The sequence below is a fragment of the Devosia beringensis genome (assembly GCF_014926585.1).
Taxonomy (GTDB): Bacteria; Pseudomonadota; Alphaproteobacteria; order Rhizobiales; family Devosiaceae; genus Devosia; species Devosia beringensis.
Genome location: NZ_CP045422.1, coordinates 308,350 through 326,463 on the forward strand (window position 1 = coordinate 308,350; position 18,114 = coordinate 326,463).

Consider the following 18,114-nt stretch of genomic DNA (forward strand, 5'->3'; position numbering starts at 1 on the left):
GCAGGTCATGAGCGGTTGGATCGATATCGGCAGCGTGGACGCCATACCCCGGCGCGGGGCGCGCTGCGTCAACATACCGGGCGGCAAGATCGCGGTGTTCCGCACCCAGGAGGACCAGATCTTTGCGCTGGAAAACCGCTGTCCGCACCGGGCCGGACCGCTCAGCGAGGGGATTGTGCATGGGGCTGCGGTCACCTGCCCGCTGCATAGCTGGGTGTTCGACCTGGCCACCGGAAAGGCACAGGGCGCAGACGAGGGCGCGGTGCGGACCTATGCCGTCAGCGTGGTGGACGGGCGTATCCTGATGGCGCCCGAACTGGCGCTGGTGGCTGCCGAATAGCGTCAAGCTGACGTCTTGTCGTCGCGACCGGCGCGGGATCTTGGGCGAAAAGGCGGGTCAATCCGCACCCTGACCGGACCCAAATCCGGCCGCTCCTGGCTGCGACAACAGCGCAGGCGGCTGCGGCAACAGCGTCAGAGAGACGTCGTATATCTTTTTGTATCAGCGGTTTAGCAGGAGAGGTTCGAGGCGGAATTGCTGCGTCATCTTGCAGGTTGGAAAGGCGCGATGGCCTGCGCATAATGCGGGCAATCCGGTGGACCCATCCTCATCGGGCAGCATACAGGACACACCATGGACTTCGGCCTCACCGCGGAACTGCTGGCCCGCATCCAGTTCGCCTTCACCATCTCGTTCCACTTCATCTTTCCGGCCTTTTCGATCGGCACGGCCAGCTATCTGGCAGTGCTGAACGGGCTGTGGCTGTGGAAGCGCGATCCTGCCTATCTCAAGCTGTTCGAATACTGGAAGACCATCTTTGCCGTGACCTTCGGCATGGGCGTCGTGTCGGGCATTGTCATGAGCTACCAGTTCGGGACCAATTGGTCGGTGTTCTCGCAGCGAGCCGGCGCCGTGATCGGGCCGCTGATGGGCTATGAGGTGCTGACGGCCTTCTTCCTCGAGGCCGGGTTCCTGGGCATTGCCTTGTTCGGGCGCAAGCGGGTGGGCGACACGCTGCACATGGTGGCCGTGGCAGTGGTGGCGATCGGCACGCTGATCTCGGCAACCTGGATCATCTCGGTCAACAGCTGGATGCATACGCCGCAGGGCTTTTCCATCGATGGCAGCGGCAATTTCGTGCCGGAAGACTGGTGGGCGATCGTCTTCAACCCGTCCTTCCCCTATCGCCTGGTGCATACGGTGCTGGCGGCGTTCCTCACCACCGCCTTTGCCGTGGGTGCGGTCGGGGCCTGGCACCTGCTGAGGGACCGCAGCAACCGGCAGGCGCAGATCATGTTCTCGATGGCCATGTGGATGGCGGCCATTGTCACGCCGCTGCAGATCTTTGCCGGCGACCAGCATGGGCTCAATACGCTCGAATACCAGCCGGCCAAGATCGCCGCGATGGAAGGCCATTATGAAGGCCATCCCGAGGGTGCGCCGCTGATCCTGTTCGGCATTCCCAATGAGGCCGAGCAGCGCATGGACTATGCCGTGCAGATCCCCAAGCTGGGCTCGCTGATCCTCGAGCACGATCTCAATGCGCCCATGCGGGGGCTGGACGCCTTCCCCGAGGCGGATCGGCCGCCGGTGATGATCCCGTTCTTTGCCTTCCGCATCATGGTGGGCATCGGCTTTGCCATGCTGGGCGTGGGCCTGTGGTCGCTGTGGTCGCGCTATCGCAAGACGCTCTTCACCAATAGCTGGCTGCATCGCGCGGCGCTGGTGATGGGGCCGTCGGGCTTTGTGGCGGTGCTGGCGGGCTGGTTCACCACCGAGGTGGGGCGGCAGCCGTTCACGGTCTATGGATTGATGCGGACCTCGGAAAGCCTGTCGCCGGTGGATGCGCCGGCGGTGGGCGCCTCGCTGGTGGCCTTTGTGGTGGTCTATTTCGTCGTGTTCGGCGCGGGCGTCTTTTACCTCTTCCGCCTGTTCCGCCGCCCGCCCGTGCTGGACGACGATCACGAGCTCGACAAGGGCCCGACCCGGGCCGCCGGCATCATGCCGGGACCGGCACAGGAAGACAGCATTCGCGAAGGAGCCGACCGTGGCCATTGACCTGCCGACAGTCTGGGCTGGCATCATCGCCTTTGCGGTGCTCGCCTATGTGGTGCTGGACGGGTTCGACCTGGGGGTGGGGATCCTCTTCCCGTTCTTCCCCGAGCGGCACGACCGCGACGTGATGACCAATTCCATTGCCCCGGTCTGGGACGGCAACGAGACCTGGCTGGTGCTGGGCGGTGGCGGGCTGATGGCGGTGTTTCCGGTGGTCTATGCCACGGTGCTGCCGGCGCTCTACATGCCCATCATCCTGATGCTGCTGGCCTTGGTGTTCCGCGGCGTGGCGTTTGAATTCCGCCACCGCACCATCCGCGGCTCGATCTGGTGGGATGTCGGGTTCTGGCTGGGGTCGACCATTGCCGCCTTCTGCCAGGGCATTGCCCTGGGCGCGCTGGTGCAGGGCATCACCATTGTCGACAATGCCTATGCCGGCGACTGGTGGGAGTGGCTGACGCCGTTCTCGCTGGTGACAGGCTGTGCCGTGACGGTGGGTTATGCGCTGCTGGGGGCCACCTGGCTCAACCTCAAGACTGCGGGCGAGCTGCAGGCGACGGCGCGGCGGCTGGCCATGATCAGCGGCGCGGCTACGGTGGTGCTGATCGGCGTGGTCTCGCTGTGGAGCCCGTTCATCGACGCGGTCTATTTCGAGCGCTGGTTCCAGTGGCCGACGGCCTTCTTCTCGGCCTTCGTGCCCATGCTGCTGGCCGTCTGCGTGTTTGCGCTGTGGCATGGCCTGACCACCGACAAGCACCTGCAGCCGTTCCTGGCGGCCCTGGGCCTGTTCGTGCTCAGCTTTGTCGGGGTGGGGATCAGCTTTTACCCCTATATGGTGCCGGGGGCGCTGACGATTGCCGAGGCGGCGGCGCCGGAAAGCTCGATGGTCTTCCTGCTGGTCGGCGCCAGCGTGCTGATCCCGGTGATCCTGATCTATACCGGCTACGCCTATTGGGTGTTCCGCGGCAAGATCGACCCCGAGGAGGGTTACCACTGATGGCGGTCAAACCGGTGCTGTCCCGGCTCGGCTGGTTCATCGGCCTGTGGCTGGCCGGGGTGCTGAGCCTGACCGCGGTGGGGCTGGTGATCAGGGCGTTCCTGAGCTGACCCCTGCCCCGCCGCGCGACGCTCCCGGTCAGGGCGCGTCGCGGTCGGCGGCCTGCAGCAAAGCCAGCACATAGGGGGCGAAAGAGCGCCAGACCTCGAGACGGAAGGCCTCGGGTCCGGTGCGCCAGAGCACGATCTCGGCCTTTTCGAAGATGGTGCGGGTGACCATGCCGGTGGGAAAAGCCGCCTGTGACAGGTCGAGCGGCACGCCGGCATTGAGCACGGCGGCGGCTTTGGCGCCTTCGATCAGCAGCGCCGTCTGGCGGTGCGAGACGTCCACCAGTGCGCCGGCAATGCCGTCCAGCGCGGCCGTGAGCGCCCGATAGAGCGCGGCGGTTTCCGTGGCCGGGGCCAGCAGCAGAAACTCATCGGGGCCGAGCCAGAGGGCGGAGCGATCCCCGGCCGTGGCGGAAGTCAGCGGGCGGCTGGGAATGGCCAGGCCAAAGGCGGCGCCCACGGCCGCCGTCGCGTCCGCGCCGCGCAGCACGAAGCGGGCGGATGGCGCGGCCGGGGTCAGTGTCACATTGATTGCGGGGATGGCGATGGGCAGGCTGCCGGTGCGGGCTGAGCTGAGGTCAAGCATTGATGCGGCCCCCTTCCTTGTCAAAGAAGATCGGTTCGGTGACGGTGACGGCGATGCCGCCCTGGGGCATGGGGACATGGAGGGTTGTGCCCAGCCGTTCCTTGCCGCTGGCGACCAGGGCCATGGCGATCGAGCGGCCCAGCGTCTCGCTCCAATAGGAGGACGTGACGTGGCCCAGAGCCGGCGTGCCGGTCTTGGGTGAGGCTTCAAGGGTGATCTGAGCGCCCTCCTCCAGCACGATCTTGGGATCGGCCGTGAGCAGGCCGACCAGGTGCTTGCGGTCGGGCTTGAGCAGGTCGGACCGGCGCAGCGAGCGCTTGCCGACAAAATCGGCCTTGGTCTTGCCGATGGCCCAGTCGAGCGCCAGGTCGGATGGCGTCACCGTGCCGTCGGTCTCCTGGCCGATGATGATGTAACCCTTTTCGGCGCGCAGCACGTGCATGGTTTCGGTGCCATAGGGCGTGAGCCCGTGCGGGGCGCCGGCGGCGTGAATGGCTTCCCAGACGGCGCGGCCGTAATCGGCCGGGACGTTGACCTCGAAACCCAGCTCGCCGGTGAAGCTGACGCGGAACAGCCGTATCGGGACGCCCAGAATGGTGCCCTCGCGCAGGCTCATATGCGGCAGAGCCTCGTTGGACATGTCCACGCCCTCGACCAGCGGCGCCAGGATCTCGCGGGCCTTGGGCCCCTGGATGGCGATGACGGCCCATTGCTCGGTGGTGGAGGTCAACCAGACCTTGAGCTCGGGGAACTCTGTCTGCAGATAATCCTCCATATGCGCCAGCACGCGGGGGGCGCCGCCGGTGGTGGTGGTCACGTGAAAACGATCGGCGGCCAGGCGGCCGATGACGCCATCGTCCATGACAAAGCCGGCCTCGTTGAGCATCAGGCCATAGCGGCAGCGGCCGATACCCAGCTTCTGCCAGGGATTGGTATAGAGCCGTTCCATGAAGGTAGCGGCGTCGGGGCCGACGACCTCGATCTTGCCCAGGGTAGTGGCGTCGAAGAGGCCAGCCGACGTGCGGGCGGCGCGGCATTCGCGGTTGACGGCGGCGTGCATGTCCTCGCCGTCTTTTGGGAAATACCAGGCGCGCTTCCACTGCCCAACATCCTCGAACACGGCGCCATTGGCGGCGGCCCAGGGATGGATCGGGGTTTGGCGAACCGGATCAAGCAGTTGGCCGCGGGCATGGCCGGCCAGGGTGCCGAAGGTGACCGGGGTGAAGGGCGGGCGGAAGGTGGTGAGGCCGATATCGGGGATGGGCTTGTCGAGCTCGGCCGAGGCGATGGCGAGGCCATTCATGTTGGAGGTCTTGCCCTGATCGGTGGCCATGCCGGTGGTGGTGTAGCGCTTGATATGCTCGATGGAATGCATGCCCTCGCGCACGGCCAGCTTGATGTCCTTGGCGGTAACGTCGTTCTGGAAATCGACGAAGGCCTTGATTTTGCTCAGGTCCTGCGTGGTCGGCACGGCGCCGTGGAAACCGCCGGACGGGGCGATGGCGCTCGTGGCGTGGTATTGCCTGGTCCCGTCGGCGCCTTCGTTTAGGGCGGCGGTGAGATCGAAAGTGCCGTTGCAGGCGCCGGCCGAGCGGGCCGCCTGGGCAGAGATGCCGGGGAGGTAGATCTGCCGGGCGGCATCATAGGTCAGCTTGCCGCGCGACTGGGAGAAGAGGTGCACGGCCGGAGTCCAGCCGCCCGCCATCAGCACCAGATCGCAGTCGGCCTGGTGAAGATTGGTGAGCACACTGTTAGCATCGAGTGTCCCCAATTGAACGCCGGTGACGCGCTGGCGGCCAGAAACGGCGTTGATTGCCAATGAATTAGCCATGGGGAGGCCAGCCGCCTTGGCGGCAGCATAGCCGGGACCTTCCGCTTTGGGGCGCAGGTCGGCGATCATGGCGATGGCGACGCCCGCCTGATGCAGATCGAGCGCGGCGGCATAGCCGGTATCGTCGGCGGTAAAGACCACGGCGCGGTTGCCGGGCAGAACGCCGTAGCGGTTAGTATAGGTCCGCGCGGCCGAGGCGAGCATAATGCCGGGGCGGTCATTGTCGGGGAAAACCAGCGGGCGCTCGATGGCGCCTGTGGCGAGGACCACTTGCTTGGCACGCACCTTCCACAGGCGCTCACGCGGCTGACCCGCCGACGGCGCGGCCAGGTGATCGGTGAGGCGCTCGGCCAAGCCGAGCAGGTTCTGCGCGTAATACCCGAAGGCCTGGGTGCGCGGCAGCAGGGTGACATTGGCCATCGACGCCAGGCGGGCCAGCGTCATCGCCAGCCAGTCGGCAGCGGGGACGCCATCGATCAAAGCATGGCGCTCGTCGAGCAGGCCACCGCCGAGCTCGGCCTGTTCATCGGCCAGCATGACCGAGGCGCCGGTTTCGGCCGCGGCCAGGGCTGCGGCGAGGCCGGCAGCGCCGGCGCCCACCACCAGCACGTCGCAATGGGCATATTGCTGGGCATAGTGGTCAGGGTCGGCGACTTTGGGCGCCTTGCCGAGGCCGGCGGTGCGCCGGATGGCCGGCTCGTAGAGCTTGTGCCAGAGCGTAAAGGGCCACATGAAGGTCTTGTAGTAAAAGCCGGCGCCGAGCAGGCCGGCGGGGGCCAGATCGTTGACCTCGAGCAGATCGAAGCCCAGCGAGGGCCAATGGTTCTGGCTGCGCGCGACAAGGCCCTCATAGAGTTCGACCTGGGTGGCGCGCAGGTTGGGCGCCGAGCGACCCTTGCCGCGATCGATATCGACCAGGGCATTGGGCTCTTCCGAGCCGGCAGCGAGGAAGCCACGCGGGCGGTGATATTTGAACGAGCGGCCCACGAGGTGGACGCCATTGGCGAGCAGCGCCGAGGCGAGCGTATCGCCCTCGACACCCTGTAGGGCCCTGCCGTCAAAGGTGAAATTGATGGTCTTGCCTCGATTGACGCGGCCGCCGGAAGGGATCCGCATGGTCATTTCGCGCTCTCCGGGCGGGGTTCACCGGCCTTGTAGGTGGTGACGATCTTGTCGGTAATGGTGTCGCGCACGCAGTTGAAGAAGCGGCCGCAGCCATTGGTATGGCGCCAGCGCTCGGCATGCAGGCCCTTGGGATTGGATCGCAGATAGAGGAAGTGGCTCCAGTCCTCGTCGCCGATGGCTTCCGGATCGGTGGCGCGGACGACATGGGCCTCGCCGGCATAGCGGAACTCCAGCTCGGGCCGTTCCATCTCGCAGTAAGGGCAGTGAATGAGCAGCATTTGTTTGGTCCTTAATGCGCGACGGCGGCGGCGGCGGCTTCATCGATCAGCCGGCCAGTGCGGAAGCGGTCGAGCGTGAAGGGCGCAGCGATCTTGTGGGGTTCGCCGGTGGCGACGGTGTGGGCAAAGACATTGCCCGAGCCTGGCGTGGCCTTGAAGCCACCGGTGCCCCAGCCGCAATTGACGAACAGGCCCGGCACCGGCGTCTTGCCGATGATCGGCGAGCGATCGGGGGTGACGTCGACAATGCCGCCCCAATTGCGCAGCATGCGCAGGCGGCGGACGGTGGGGAAGAGCTCGCAAATGGCTTCGAGCGTGTGGGTGGCGATATGGAGCGCTCCGGTCTGCGAGTAGGACGTGTAGGCGTCGGTGCCGGCGCCGATGACCAGCTCGCCCTTGTCGGACTGGGACATATAGGCGTGGATGGTATTGCTCATGACGACGCAGGGCATGATGGGCTTGATCGGCTCGGAGACCAAAGCCTGCAGCGGATAGGATTCGAGCGGCATGGAGACACCGGCCATTGCCATCAGCACGCTGGTATGGCCGGCAGCAACCACGCCGACGCGTTTGGTGGCGACCGGGCCGCGCGTGGTTTCGAGGCCAGTGACGGCGCCATCAATGCCGCGGGTAATGCCCTTGACCTCGCAGTTCTGGATGATGTCGACGCCCATGGCCGAGGCAGCGCGGGCATAGCCCCAGGCCACGGCATCGTGCCGGGCGGTGCCGCCGCGGCGCTGCAGCGCGGCGCCAATGATGGGATAGCGCACATCGGGGTCGATATTGAGGATCGGGCAGAAATCCTGCGCCTGCTGCGCCGTCAGCCATTCATTGTCGATGCCGGCAAGGCGGTTGGCATGGACGTGGCGCTTGAACACCTGCACGTCATGGATGTTGTGCGCCAGCATCATCACGCCGCGCGGGGAATACATGACGTTGTAATTGAGCTCGAGGCTGAGGTTCTGCCACAGCTTCATGGCGTGCTCATACATCGCTTCGGACTCTTCCCAGAGGTAGTTGGAGCGGATGATGGTGGTGTTGCGCCCGGTATTGCCGCCGCCCAGCCAGCCCTTTTCCAGCACGGCGATGTTTCTCATCCCGTGTTCCTTGGCCATGTAATAGGCGGCGGCCAAGCCATGGCCACCGGCGCCGACAATGATGGCGTCGTAGCTGGCCTTCAGTTCGGGCTGGCGCCATTGCTCGGGCCAGCCGCTATTGCCGGTCAGCGCTTGCTTGAGCAGGTTGGGGAAGGAAAAGCGCATGTTGGGGGTCACCAGTCGATCAGGTTATGGGTGCGAAGATAGGCCAGGATCGCCTGGGCCTTGTCGGCGGGAGAGCCGGTCGCGATGACCGCCCCGCCCCTGGTTTCGGCCACGATGGCCGAGAGCATGCGGGCATGGCCGGTCTTTTGGTCTTTGGCCTTGAATTTTACCGGGCGTTTGGCCGGCTCGAGGCGCCAGGCGGTGTCGAGCGCCGGTGTGGCAGTCGGCTCGTGCTGGACCACCTGCCCCGCCGTGCGGCGGGCAAAGGCGTAAAACGGGGTCACCGGCGCCCTTGGATCAACGGCGATCACCGCCGGCAGGCGCACGCGGACATGGCGGCGCTGGCCCTTGGGCAAAGCCTGGGTGATGTCGGCATGGCCGTCACTGACCGTCACGGCGATGGCCTGGGTGACGACGGGCCAGCCAAGGCGTTCGGCCACCAGATAGGGCACGAGGCCGGAGCCCTCGCCGCCCTCGGCACGGCTGCCGGTGAGGATGAGGTCATGGCCAGCGGCCTGGGCGACGAGGGCCTCGGCAATGTCCTGGCCGGGGACGGCCGGCACGACGTCAATTGTGGTGGCGCCATAGGCGAGATAGTCGCCGATCGCGGCTTCGTCCGGATTGCCGGCATGCAGCATTGTGGTCTCGCCCAGGCCGCGTGCCATTTCCAGCGCCAGCAGATCATCGCGATTGGGGCGGGCGGCGCCGTTGACGGGGTTGCGGCCGAGGGATGCGAGGACGAGGACGCGGGGGTTGGCCAGGTCGGGTGTTGGGGCACGCCCCCTCCTAACATCCCCCTGCAAGGGGGCGGGACCGGCCGGTGTCTGGGGCGGCATGGCGTTGGCGTCGTCGGCAAAATTGCGCCCCCGGGTGGCCGCCAGCAGTTCGGTCATCACCGCTTGGGCGTCGTCGACCAGGGTGAGATCGGCGCGGCCGGCGATCGGGGCGCTGGCATCGGTGTTGATGGCGATGACGTGGCGCACCGCCTTGATGCCCTGCAGGTGCTGCACGGCGCCGGAAATGCCCAAGGCGAGATAGACGCTGGCGCTGACCGTCTTGCCGGTGGCGCCGACCTGCTGCTCGCGGGTGAAGCGGCCATCGTCGACGGCGACGCGGCTGGCGCCGATGGCGGCGTCGAAGGTTCTGGCCAATGCCAACACACTGGGCACGTCGGTGACCCCATTGCCGGCGGCGACGATGAAATCGGCCTCTTCGAGACCCAGACGAGTGGCATCGACCGGCGGGGTGCCGCGATCGGCATAGAGGCTTGCGGTCGGCTGCGGGGCGTCGAGCGGGGTGAGCATGCCGGCGCCGCGGAAGGGCAAGACGGTATCGGTGGTATCAGCATCGAGCAGGATGAGGCGTGGCAGGTCGCGCCGCGCCAGTTGCGCGCCGCCCTGGCGATAGGTGGCGACGGCGTCGGGGCGGAGCTCGACGACATGGGCGGCTGTCGCGGCCCCGAGCCGCGCGGCCAGACGGCGGCCGAGATCGCCGGTGCCAATGGCGGTATCGGGCAAAATGATGTGGCGCGGGTCGAGACGGGCGATGAGGTCGGTTGCCACCGCGAGGTCGCGGTCGGGTTGGAACAGGGTGCCGTCGCAGGCTGGGGCCACGTGGACCTGGTCGGCGCCCGGCGCGGCCAAATCCTCGGTCAGCTCGCCGAGGACGAGTACGGCCACGGCGGTCGCCGGATCGGCCAGCAGCGCCGCGGCGGCGATAGCCTGGTGCGCCTGGGCGTCGAGGCTACCGCGGCTGCTGTGGGCGATGACGAGGATGTGGGCCTGTGGCGCGCCGAGCAGGCGCAGCGGCTTGGGGGCGTCAGCGCGATGGGTGGCGAGGTGGACGGCGCCGCCCTGCCCGGCTTCGCCCAGCACGATGCGTTTCAGGCCCTCGGCGGTGACGCTGAAGGGCCGGCGCGGATTGATGCGGGCAATTGTGTCGCTCATGCCGGCACCGGCAGGCTCTGGGCGACGAGTTCGGCGATGTCGAGCACTTCGGGGCGCTCACCCACCACGCCTTCGAGCATGGCGGTGCATTGCGGGCAGCCGACGGCGACGATGCCGGCGCCGGTGGCGCGGGCGTCATTGATGCGGATATCAGGGATGCGCTGCCTGCCGGGAATGTCGGTCAGTGGGGCACCGCCGCCGCCGCCGCAGCAGCGGCCGCGCAGGCCGGAGCGTTCCATTTCCCTGATCTCGATACCGATGCCTGCGAGCAGGTCGCGCGGCGCCTGGATCTCGCCATTGTAGCGGCCGAGATAACAGGGATCGTGCCAGGTGACGGCGCGCCGGTCGGGCGTCGGCCCGAGCTTGAGCTGGCCGGATTTGGCGAGTTGGGCCAGCAGCGTCGAGTGATGCAGCACGGTGAAGTGGCCGCCCAAAGCCGGATAGTCGTTCTTGAGGCTGTTGAGCACGTGCGGATCGGGCGTGACGATGCGCGTGAAGCTGAAGCGGGCCAGATTGGCGATGGTGCGCTGCGCCAAAGACTGGAAGGTGGCCTCGTCGCCCAGGCGCCTTGCGGTGTCGCCGGTGTCGAACTCGCTGTCGGCCAGCACGGCAAAGTCGATATTGGCGGCGCGCAGGGATTTGACCAGAGCCCGCAGCGTGCGCTGGTAGCGCATGTCGAAGGCGCCCTCGCCCACCACCAGCAGCACGTCGATTGGCTGGCCCGGGCGGGCATGCGGCACGTCGAGATCGACGGCCCAGTGCTGGCGGGTGGTGATGTCATGGCCGCCCACGGTGGCGGTTTCGCGCAGATTGGCCAGGGTCTCGGGTGCCTTGCCGGGCAGCGCGCCGGTGGTGAGGGTGATGTTGCGGCGCAGGTCGACAATGGCGTCAACATGCTCGATCAGCATCGGGCATTCCTCGACGCAGGCGCGGCAGGTGGTGCAGGAAAAGAGGGTTTCCGGCTCGATGAGGAAGGGCACGATGGGCTGGTCGGGCGCGCCGGCATGGGTGCCGAGCGGAATGCCCGGATAGGGACTGCCGGCGAAATGGGCATCGCTGCCGGTTGCCATGCCGACCACCAGGTCCTGGATCAGCTTTTTGGGGTTGAGCGGCTGGCCGGCGGCGAAGGCGGGGCACGCGTCCTCGCACTTGCCGCATTGCACGCAGGCGTCAAAGCTCAGCAGCTGGTTCCAGCGGAAGTCCGCGGGCTTTGAGACGCCATAGTCGGCGGCCTCGAGGTCGAGCGGCCGCAGGCCGACGGAGCGCTCGACGAAACGCTGCTGGCGCGGGTGGAAGCCCAGATGCAGCAGGCCGGCGACCGCGTGCTTCATCGGGCCACCTGCGCCGATGCCGAGCGCCAATTCGGCCGAACCCAGGATCAACAGCAGCAGGAGTGTCAAAGCAAAGGCGGCTGTCATGGCCGAGGCCGGGACCATGGCCACCAGGGTAAGACCGATCAGGGCGAGGGCAAAGGCGGCCAGGGTATAGGGCAGCCGCGACCATGGCCCTTTTGACAGGCGGGAAGGCGGGGAGCGGCGGCGCAGCCAGACGAAAAGGCTACCGGCGAGCATGACGGCGGCCGCGGCCAGGATCAGCCAATCGAGCCAAGGCTGGTAGAGCATCAGGCCATAGTTGAGCGCGACCAGCACCAAAGCGGCCACGGCGCCGCCGGCAACGGCCATATGGGTGTTGGCGATATAGCTGTCGCGGGCGACGACGTGGTGGATGTCGACCAGGTAGCGTTTGGGAATGGCAAGCAGCCCGGCCCAGTCGGTCGGGGCGTCACGGCCATTGCGCCATAAGGCGACGCGCCGGAGCAGCCCGGTGCCCAGGGTGGCGACGGCCACCCAGAACACGAGTGTGACGGCGAGCTGGACCCAGAGCATGGCTCAGAAGTCCTTGCAGAGGCGCAGGGCGTCATAGATGGCGCCGTGGATATTGTGCTGAGAGATGCAGTCGCCGACGCGAAACAACAGGAACTTGTCGCCGGAGAGGTCTTCGCTCAGCGATGGCTGCGGCTCGGCGGCAAAGAGGCTGGCATTGTCGGTCTGGCCGAAATTGACCGCGCGTTCCTTGAGGTCCCAGTAGAGACCGTCATTGGGCAGGATGCCGTTTTCGATCACCACCTGGTCGACGACACGCTCTTCGAGCGCCTCGGTATATTCGTTACGCAGCACGGCGATCAGCTTGTCGCCCTCGCGATAGACGCGGTCGAGCCAGTAGTTCGGCGTCATCACCACATCCCGTGCGTAGAGGCGGCGGTAGAAGATCGGGAAAGTGGTGCCGCCGACGTCGTCGGCGACCTTGACGTCGGGGGTGACGATTTCGACCGTGCTGCCGCGGGTGGCGAGGAAGTCGGCGGTACCTGAACCAGAATGGGCGCTGATCACGTCATAGACGAGAACGTTCTGGCCGGGGGCGACCTTGCCGGAGAGGATATCCCAGGCGCTGACCGACAGGCCCTGGTCAAAACCCCAGCCTGCCACCTGCCCCATATTGGAGCTGCCGCCGGTGGCGAGGACGACGATGTCGGGGTTTTCGGCCAGGATCATGTCCGCGCTGGCCTCGGTGCCGAGGCGGCGATCGACGCCGAGCCGCCTGGTTTCCATGTCGAACCAGCGGACGATGCCGGCCATCTGCTCGCGCTGCGGGGCCTTTGCGGCGAGATTGATCTGGCCGCCGACGGCGTCGGCTTTTTCAAACAGCACCACGTCATGGCCGCGTGAGCGGGCGACGCGGGCGGCTTCGAGGCCCCCCGGCCCGCCGCCGACCACGACGACCTTGCGCTTGGGGCCGGTCGATTTGGTGATGATATGCGGCATGGTGGCTTCGCGGGAGGTCGCCGCGTTCTGCACGCAGAGCACGTCGAGGCCATTATACTGGCGGTCGATGCAGTAATTGGCGCCGACGCATTGCTTGATCTCGTCCTCGCGCCCGTCCCGGATCTTTTCCACCATATGCGGGTCGGCGATCTGGGCGCGGGTCATGCCGACCAGATCGATCATGCCGGCGGCGAGCAGGCGCTCGGCCTGGCCGGCGTCGCGGATCGACTGGGCGTGCATGACCGGGATATCGAGCACGGACTTGATGCCGGCGGCCAGGTGCACGAAGGGCTCGGGCGGCAGCGCCATGGGCGGCATGCAATTGGCCAGAGTATTGTGCGTGTCGGCGCCCGAGCCGACGACGGAGATGTAGTCGATCAGCCTGGTCTCGCCCATGGCATGGGCGATTTCCTTGAGGGTCTCGTGGTCGAGCCCGTCCTCGTGGAATTCGTCGCCACACATGCGCAGGCCAACGACGAAGTCGGGGCCGACAGCCTCGCGCACCTCATGGAGCACTTCGCGGCCGAAGCGCATGCGGTTTTCCAGGCTCCCGCCCCATTCGTCGGTGCGGAAATTGGAGCGCGGGCTCCAGAACTGGTCGATCAGGTGCTGATGAGCCGCCGAGATCTCGATGCCATCCATGCCGGCGGCCTGGACGCGTTTGGCGGCGACGCCGAAGTCCTTGATGATACGCCTGATTTCCTCGATCTCGATGATCTTGGCATTGCCGCGATGCACCGGCTCGCGAATGCCCGAGGGGGTCATCAGATGCGGCCAGTTTTCGCCGTGAAAGGCATTGCGGCGGCCCATATGCGTGGCCTGGATCATGATCTTGGCGCCATGGCGATGCATGGTCTCGGCCAGGCGCGCCAGCGGGTCGATGATGCGGTCATTGCTGAGATTGACCGACTTCCACCAGCCCTGGGGGCTGTCGATGGAAACGGGGCTCGAGCCGCCGCAGATCGCCAGGCCGACGCCGCCTTTGGCCTTTTCCTCGTAGTAGCGGATGTAGCGATCCCCGGGCAGGCCACCGGGCTCGGCATAGACCTCGGCATGCGCCGTCGAGACGACGCGGTTGCGCAGGGTCAGCTTGTTGAGCGTGATCGGGGCGAGCAGATGGGGATAGGATGCCATTACGCCGCCTTGGGACTGACGCTGAAGATGCAGTGCTCGTGGCCTTCGGCGGCGCACTGGGTCTCGCGGCTCACCGTCTGGTAGCTGTTACCGGAATCCTGGCCGACCCAATCCATGGCGCCGGCGAACCAGCCCTCGAACATGTAGCAGAGCTTGCCCGAGACACCGGGCTGCTGCAGCACGAAGGAGGAGTGGCGAAGCGCAATCTGGGCGTTACCGGTTTCGACATCGGCCGAGACGAAGCTGAACAGGCCCCAGCCGCGCTGCGACAGGCGTTTGAGATAATGCTCGAACACGGCGAGGCCCGTCAGGCCATGCGTCGCCGCTTCCTTTTCGCACCAGAAATAAGCCGACTTGTAGCCGGCCGGGTAGAGGATTTCGGCGTACTTCTCCCGGCCAAGCGCGGCTTCCACCGCGAGATGGTTGTTGGTGAAGAAGTGGCGCGGCACATAGAGCATGGGCAGACCGTCGGTGGTCCATACGCCGGTCTCGTCATCGACTGCGATGGGCAGTTGCGGACCCATCAGGCGCCCCACACGGTCTTGAAGGTGCGCAGCCAGTTGCCGCCAATGGTCTTTTGGATTTTCTCGGTGCTCCAGCCGGCCGCTTCCATGGCGGCGGTCAGGTTCGGCCAGTCGCCGATCTTGCGCATGCCTTCGGGGTTCTGCACGGTGCCGAAATCGGTGAGGCGGCGATGGCGGCCCTTGTCATGGGTGATCCAGTCGAAGAACGGTCGGTCATAGCCCTGGGTGAAGTCGGTGCCGACGCCGACATTGTCCCAGCCGACGATGTCACCGATGTAATCAAGCGCCTCGACATAATCGACGACGGTGGCATCGGTGCCGCGTTTGAGGAAGGGCGGGAACATGGTGACGCCGACAAAGCCGCCATGGTCGGCGATGAACCTGAGCTGTTCGTCGGTCTTGTTGCGCGGATGCTCCTTGAGCCCCATGGGCAGGCAGTGCGAATAGGTGACGGGCTTCTTGGAGGCCAGAATGGTCTCTTCAGAGGTCTTGGGGCCGACATGGCTGAGATCGACCAGGATGCCGGTCCGGTTCATTTCGGCGACGACCTCGTGGCCATAGCCGGACAGGCCCCCGTCCCGCTCGTAGCAGCCGGTGCCGATCAGGTTCTGCGTGTTGTAGCAGAGCTGGACGACACGCACGCCCATGTCCCAGAAGGCTTCGATATAGCCCAGATTGTCCTCGAAGGCGGCGGCGTTCTGGAAGCCCAGGATAATGCCGGTCTTGTTGTCCTTTTTGGCCTGCTCGATATCGGCCGTGGTGCGGATGAGGGTCAGGATATCGCTGTTGTCGCGAATGGCCTGCTTCATGGTGGCGATATTGTCGACGGTGGCCTGGAAGCCCTCCCAGACCGAGACCGTGCAATTGGCGGCGGAAATGCCGCCCTTGCGCATGTCCTCGAAGACCGAGCGGTCCCATTTGGAGATGATGAGGCCATCGATGACCAGGCTTTGACTGTGGAGCGCGCTCAAGAGATATCCCCCGTTACGGACAGACTGACAATTATCGTTCGATCACCAGGTCGCTGGTGGGTTTGGAGCAGCACAGCAGCACCATGCCGGCGTCGATCTCGCGCTGGCGGATGCCGCCCTGGTGGCTCATGTCCACCGTGCCGGAGAGCTTTTTTGACTTGCAGGTGCCGCACATGCCCTGGGTGCAGGACGAGGGCAGCCGCATGCCGGCGCGCTTGGCGGCCTCGAGCACGGTCATGTTCTCGGGCACGTCGATGGCGCGGCGGGTCTTGGTGAATTCGACCTTGAAGGTCTTCACCTCTGGCGCGGCTTCGAGCATGGCCTCGCCCAGAACGACATCTGCCTGAACCGGCTCGGATAGCGCCTCGAAGTTGAAACTCTCTTCGTGATAATGCGCCATGTCGAAGCCGGATTTGATCAGCAGGTCGCGTACTGCCGCCATATAGGGGGCCGGACCGCAAACAAAGATCTCGCGTGTGCGGAAATCGGGCGCGATCATTTCGAGCATCGGCGCCGAGAGGCGACCACGCAGCCCGAAGGTGGGCGACAGCGGGGTGATACCTTCGACGATGGGAATGAAGCGGAAATTGACGCTGAGCCGGCTCATCAATTCGAGCTCTTCGCGGAAGATGATATCGGCAGGCGTGCGTGCATTATGGACGAAGATGATGTCTTCCTGCTCGCCCAGATCGTGGAAGGTCCGCGACATCGACATCAGCGGGGTGATGCCGCTGCCGCCCGACAGGAAGAGGTAGCGGGGCGCCGGATGGGCGTAACAGGTGAAGGCACCCATCGGTCCCAGTGCCTTGAGCTGCATGCCCGGCACCAGATTGTCGTGCAGCCAGTTGGAGACCGGCCCACCGGGCACCCGCTTGACCGTGATTGAGAAGGTGTCCGGACGGGTCGGCGACGACGAGATGGTGTAGCAGCGGTTGATGATCTCGCCGCCGATCTCGAAGGCATAGGTCATAAACTGGCCGGGCTGGAATCGCATGCGTCGAGGCAAGACGGGCCGCAGCACAAAGGTCTTGACGTCCGGGGTCTCCTGCCGGACGGCCTGACAGATCAGCGCGTCGTCATTCTCGCTGTCCCATAGCTCATCGGGCAGCCGGAGGGCTGGGGCCGTCTCGTCATGGGGGCCAAAGCCGCCTTCAAGAACCTTCATGCGCCGACATGCTCGGCCATGCGGCCGATATACCAACGGACGAATTTTTCGACCAGCATCTCGGTATTGGGCGAATAGGGACCGGGCTCATAGGCCGGGTTCTCGGCACCGCGCTGGCACATCTCGACCAGGGCCGCGTCCTGCAGATTGGTAGCAGTCCAGACCTCGATGAGATTGGCGAGGTCGTAGTCGACGCCCTCGACGGCATCCTTGTTGACCAGCCATTTGGTGCGCACCAAGGTGCGGCCAGCATCGAGCGGAAATACGGCGAAGGTGACGATGTGGTCGCCGAGGAAATGGTGCCAGGAATTGGGCTGGGTCCAGAAGCTCAGGCCACCCAGCTTGGCATTGGTAAAGGCGCCCAGCGGCAGGCGGCAGGCGGCGCGAGTGTCCATGGTATGGCTTTCGCCATTGCCGTCGAGCGGCAGGCGCTCGGTGCGGAAGCCGGTGACGCGGCTGTCGAGCTCATCGATCTCGCGCGAGGGCAGGCCCATGGCCTCCCATTCCGTGTGGCTGACCTGGCGCAGCGCCTCGTAGCGCTGGGCATTGGCGAGATCGATGGGGTCCATCTCCTCGGGGGCAAAGCCGAAGCCATAGGCAAACAGCGGCACCGTCAGTTCGGGATGATTGGCCTCGCAGTGATAGCACTCGCGATTGTTCTCCAGCGTCAGCTTCCAGTTACCCATTTCGATCAGGTCGCTCTGATAGGCGATCTTGGTCTCGCGCACCTTGTGCGGGGCGATATAGGGGCCCATGCGGGCGGCCATGTCGTCGAAATCCTCGGGAGGATCATCGGAAAGGCAGATGAACAGCAGCCCCTCGAGCGAGCGCAGGTTGACCGGCTTCAATCCCTTGCAGGAGCGGTCGAAATCGGCACCCATATGGGGCGCATGCACCAGGTCGCCGTCGAGATTGTAGGTCCAGGAATGGTAGCGACAGACCAGGTTGCCCACCGTGGTCTTTTCGTCGTCGATCAGCCTGGCGCCGCGATGGCGGCAGACATTGTGGAAAGCTTTGACGGCGTTGTCGTCGTCGCGGACGATGAGAATGGAACTGGGACCGATGTCGATGGTCATGACATCGCCCGGCTCGGGCACATCGGGCTCGACGCCAACATAGATCCAGTGGCGGGAGAAGATCGCGTCCATATCCGCCGCGAAGACTTCGGGCGAGGTATAGAAGGGGGCATCGAGACTATGTCCCGGCTGGCGGCCCTGCAGCAGCGCATGTAGATACGAAGCCTTGTCCAGCATAGATGCCTCTCCTCAACAGAGACACGAGGCATGATCGACCTCGATTGGCCGCGACAG

15 protein-coding genes are annotated in these 18,114 nt (G+C 65.7%); 4 read left to right on the top strand and 11 right to left on the bottom strand.

The genetic code is table 11. The features are described from left to right. Positions 1–7: 7 nt before the first annotated feature. From nirD to GDR53_RS01625, 4 genes are all read left to right on the top strand, one after another. Positions 8–340: a nitrite reductase small subunit NirD gene (gene nirD, locus GDR53_RS01610; RefSeq protein WP_193336383.1), complete on the top strand. Its 333-nt coding sequence runs from the start codon at positions 8–10 to the stop codon at positions 338–340. A 294-nt stretch (positions 341–634) separates the two neighbouring features. Continuing rightward, the gene (locus GDR53_RS01615) at positions 635–2,059 is read left to right on the top strand and encodes a cytochrome ubiquinol oxidase subunit I (RefSeq protein ID WP_193336384.1); all 1,425 of its coding nucleotides are present in this window, start codon (positions 635–637) and stop codon (positions 2,057–2,059) included. Beyond that, positions 2,049–3,053 carry a cytochrome d ubiquinol oxidase subunit II gene (gene cydB, locus GDR53_RS01620; protein ID WP_193336385.1) on the top strand — a complete coding sequence of 335 codons (1,005 nt, stop codon included), beginning with the start codon at positions 2,049–2,051 and terminating at the stop codon, positions 3,051–3,053. The genes GDR53_RS01615 and cydB overlap by 11 nt, the downstream gene beginning before the upstream one ends. Then, on the top strand, positions 3,053–3,163 hold the full coding sequence (locus GDR53_RS01625) for a DUF2474 family protein (RefSeq protein WP_193336386.1): 111 nt from the start codon (positions 3,053–3,055) through the stop codon (positions 3,161–3,163). Before cydB ends, GDR53_RS01625 begins: the two co-directional genes overlap by 1 nt. 28 nt (positions 3,164–3,191) lie before the next feature. On the opposite strand, the gene GDR53_RS01630 is transcribed toward GDR53_RS01625, so the two are convergent. From GDR53_RS01630 to GDR53_RS01685, 11 genes are read right to left on the bottom strand one after another with little or no spacing between them, the layout of a single operon-like run. After that, positions 3,192–3,746 (bottom strand): sarcosine oxidase subunit gamma, encoded by a 555-nt coding sequence (locus GDR53_RS01630; protein WP_193336387.1) that lies wholly within the window; start codon positions 3,744–3,746, stop codon positions 3,192–3,194. Continuing rightward, positions 3,739–6,699, bottom strand: a complete 2,961-nt coding sequence (locus GDR53_RS01635; RefSeq protein ID WP_193336388.1) for a sarcosine oxidase subunit alpha family protein — start codon at positions 6,697–6,699, stop codon at positions 3,739–3,741. The genes GDR53_RS01630 and GDR53_RS01635 overlap by 8 nt, the downstream gene beginning before the upstream one ends. Further along, positions 6,696–6,980, bottom strand: a complete 285-nt coding sequence (locus GDR53_RS01640) for a sarcosine oxidase subunit delta (RefSeq protein ID WP_193336389.1) — start codon at positions 6,978–6,980, stop codon at positions 6,696–6,698. Before GDR53_RS01640 ends, GDR53_RS01635 begins: the two co-directional genes overlap by 4 nt. A gap of 11 nt (positions 6,981–6,991) precedes the next feature. Next, on the bottom strand, positions 6,992–8,242 hold the full coding sequence (locus tag GDR53_RS01645; protein WP_193337914.1) for a sarcosine oxidase subunit beta family protein: 1,251 nt from the start codon (positions 8,240–8,242) through the stop codon (positions 6,992–6,994). Positions 8,243–8,250: 8 nt separating this feature from the next. Beyond that, positions 8,251–10,188 (bottom strand): FAD-binding protein, encoded by a 1,938-nt coding sequence (locus GDR53_RS19675; RefSeq protein WP_210321379.1) that lies wholly within the window; start codon positions 10,186–10,188, stop codon positions 8,251–8,253. Continuing rightward, a complete protein-coding gene (locus GDR53_RS01660; protein ID WP_193336390.1) occupies positions 10,185–12,074 on the bottom strand; it encodes a (Fe-S)-binding protein in 1,890 nt (629 codons plus the stop codon). The genes GDR53_RS19675 and GDR53_RS01660 overlap by 4 nt, the downstream gene beginning before the upstream one ends. A gap of 3 nt (positions 12,075–12,077) precedes the next feature. Further along, complete coding sequence (locus GDR53_RS01665; protein WP_193336391.1) at positions 12,078–14,144, bottom strand: oxidoreductase; 2,067 nt, start codon at positions 14,142–14,144, stop codon at positions 12,078–12,080. Then, a complete protein-coding gene (locus GDR53_RS01670; protein ID WP_193336392.1) occupies positions 14,144–14,668 on the bottom strand; it encodes a DUF5943 domain-containing protein in 525 nt (174 codons plus the stop codon). The genes GDR53_RS01665 and GDR53_RS01670 overlap by 1 nt, the downstream gene beginning before the upstream one ends. After that, positions 14,668–15,639 carry a dipeptidase gene (locus GDR53_RS01675; protein ID WP_193336393.1) on the bottom strand — a complete coding sequence of 324 codons (972 nt, stop codon included), beginning with the start codon at positions 15,637–15,639 and terminating at the stop codon, positions 14,668–14,670. The genes GDR53_RS01670 and GDR53_RS01675 overlap by 1 nt, the downstream gene beginning before the upstream one ends. Positions 15,640–15,670: 31 nt before the next feature. Next, a complete protein-coding gene (locus GDR53_RS01680) occupies positions 15,671–16,804 on the bottom strand; it encodes a hybrid-cluster NAD(P)-dependent oxidoreductase (RefSeq protein ID WP_193336394.1) in 1,134 nt (377 codons plus the stop codon). Continuing rightward, entirely contained in the window at positions 16,801–18,057 is a 1,257-nt protein-coding gene (locus GDR53_RS01685) for an aromatic ring-hydroxylating oxygenase subunit alpha (RefSeq protein ID WP_193336395.1), read from the bottom strand. The genes GDR53_RS01680 and GDR53_RS01685 overlap by 4 nt, the downstream gene beginning before the upstream one ends. Positions 18,058–18,114 lie beyond the last annotated feature (57 nt).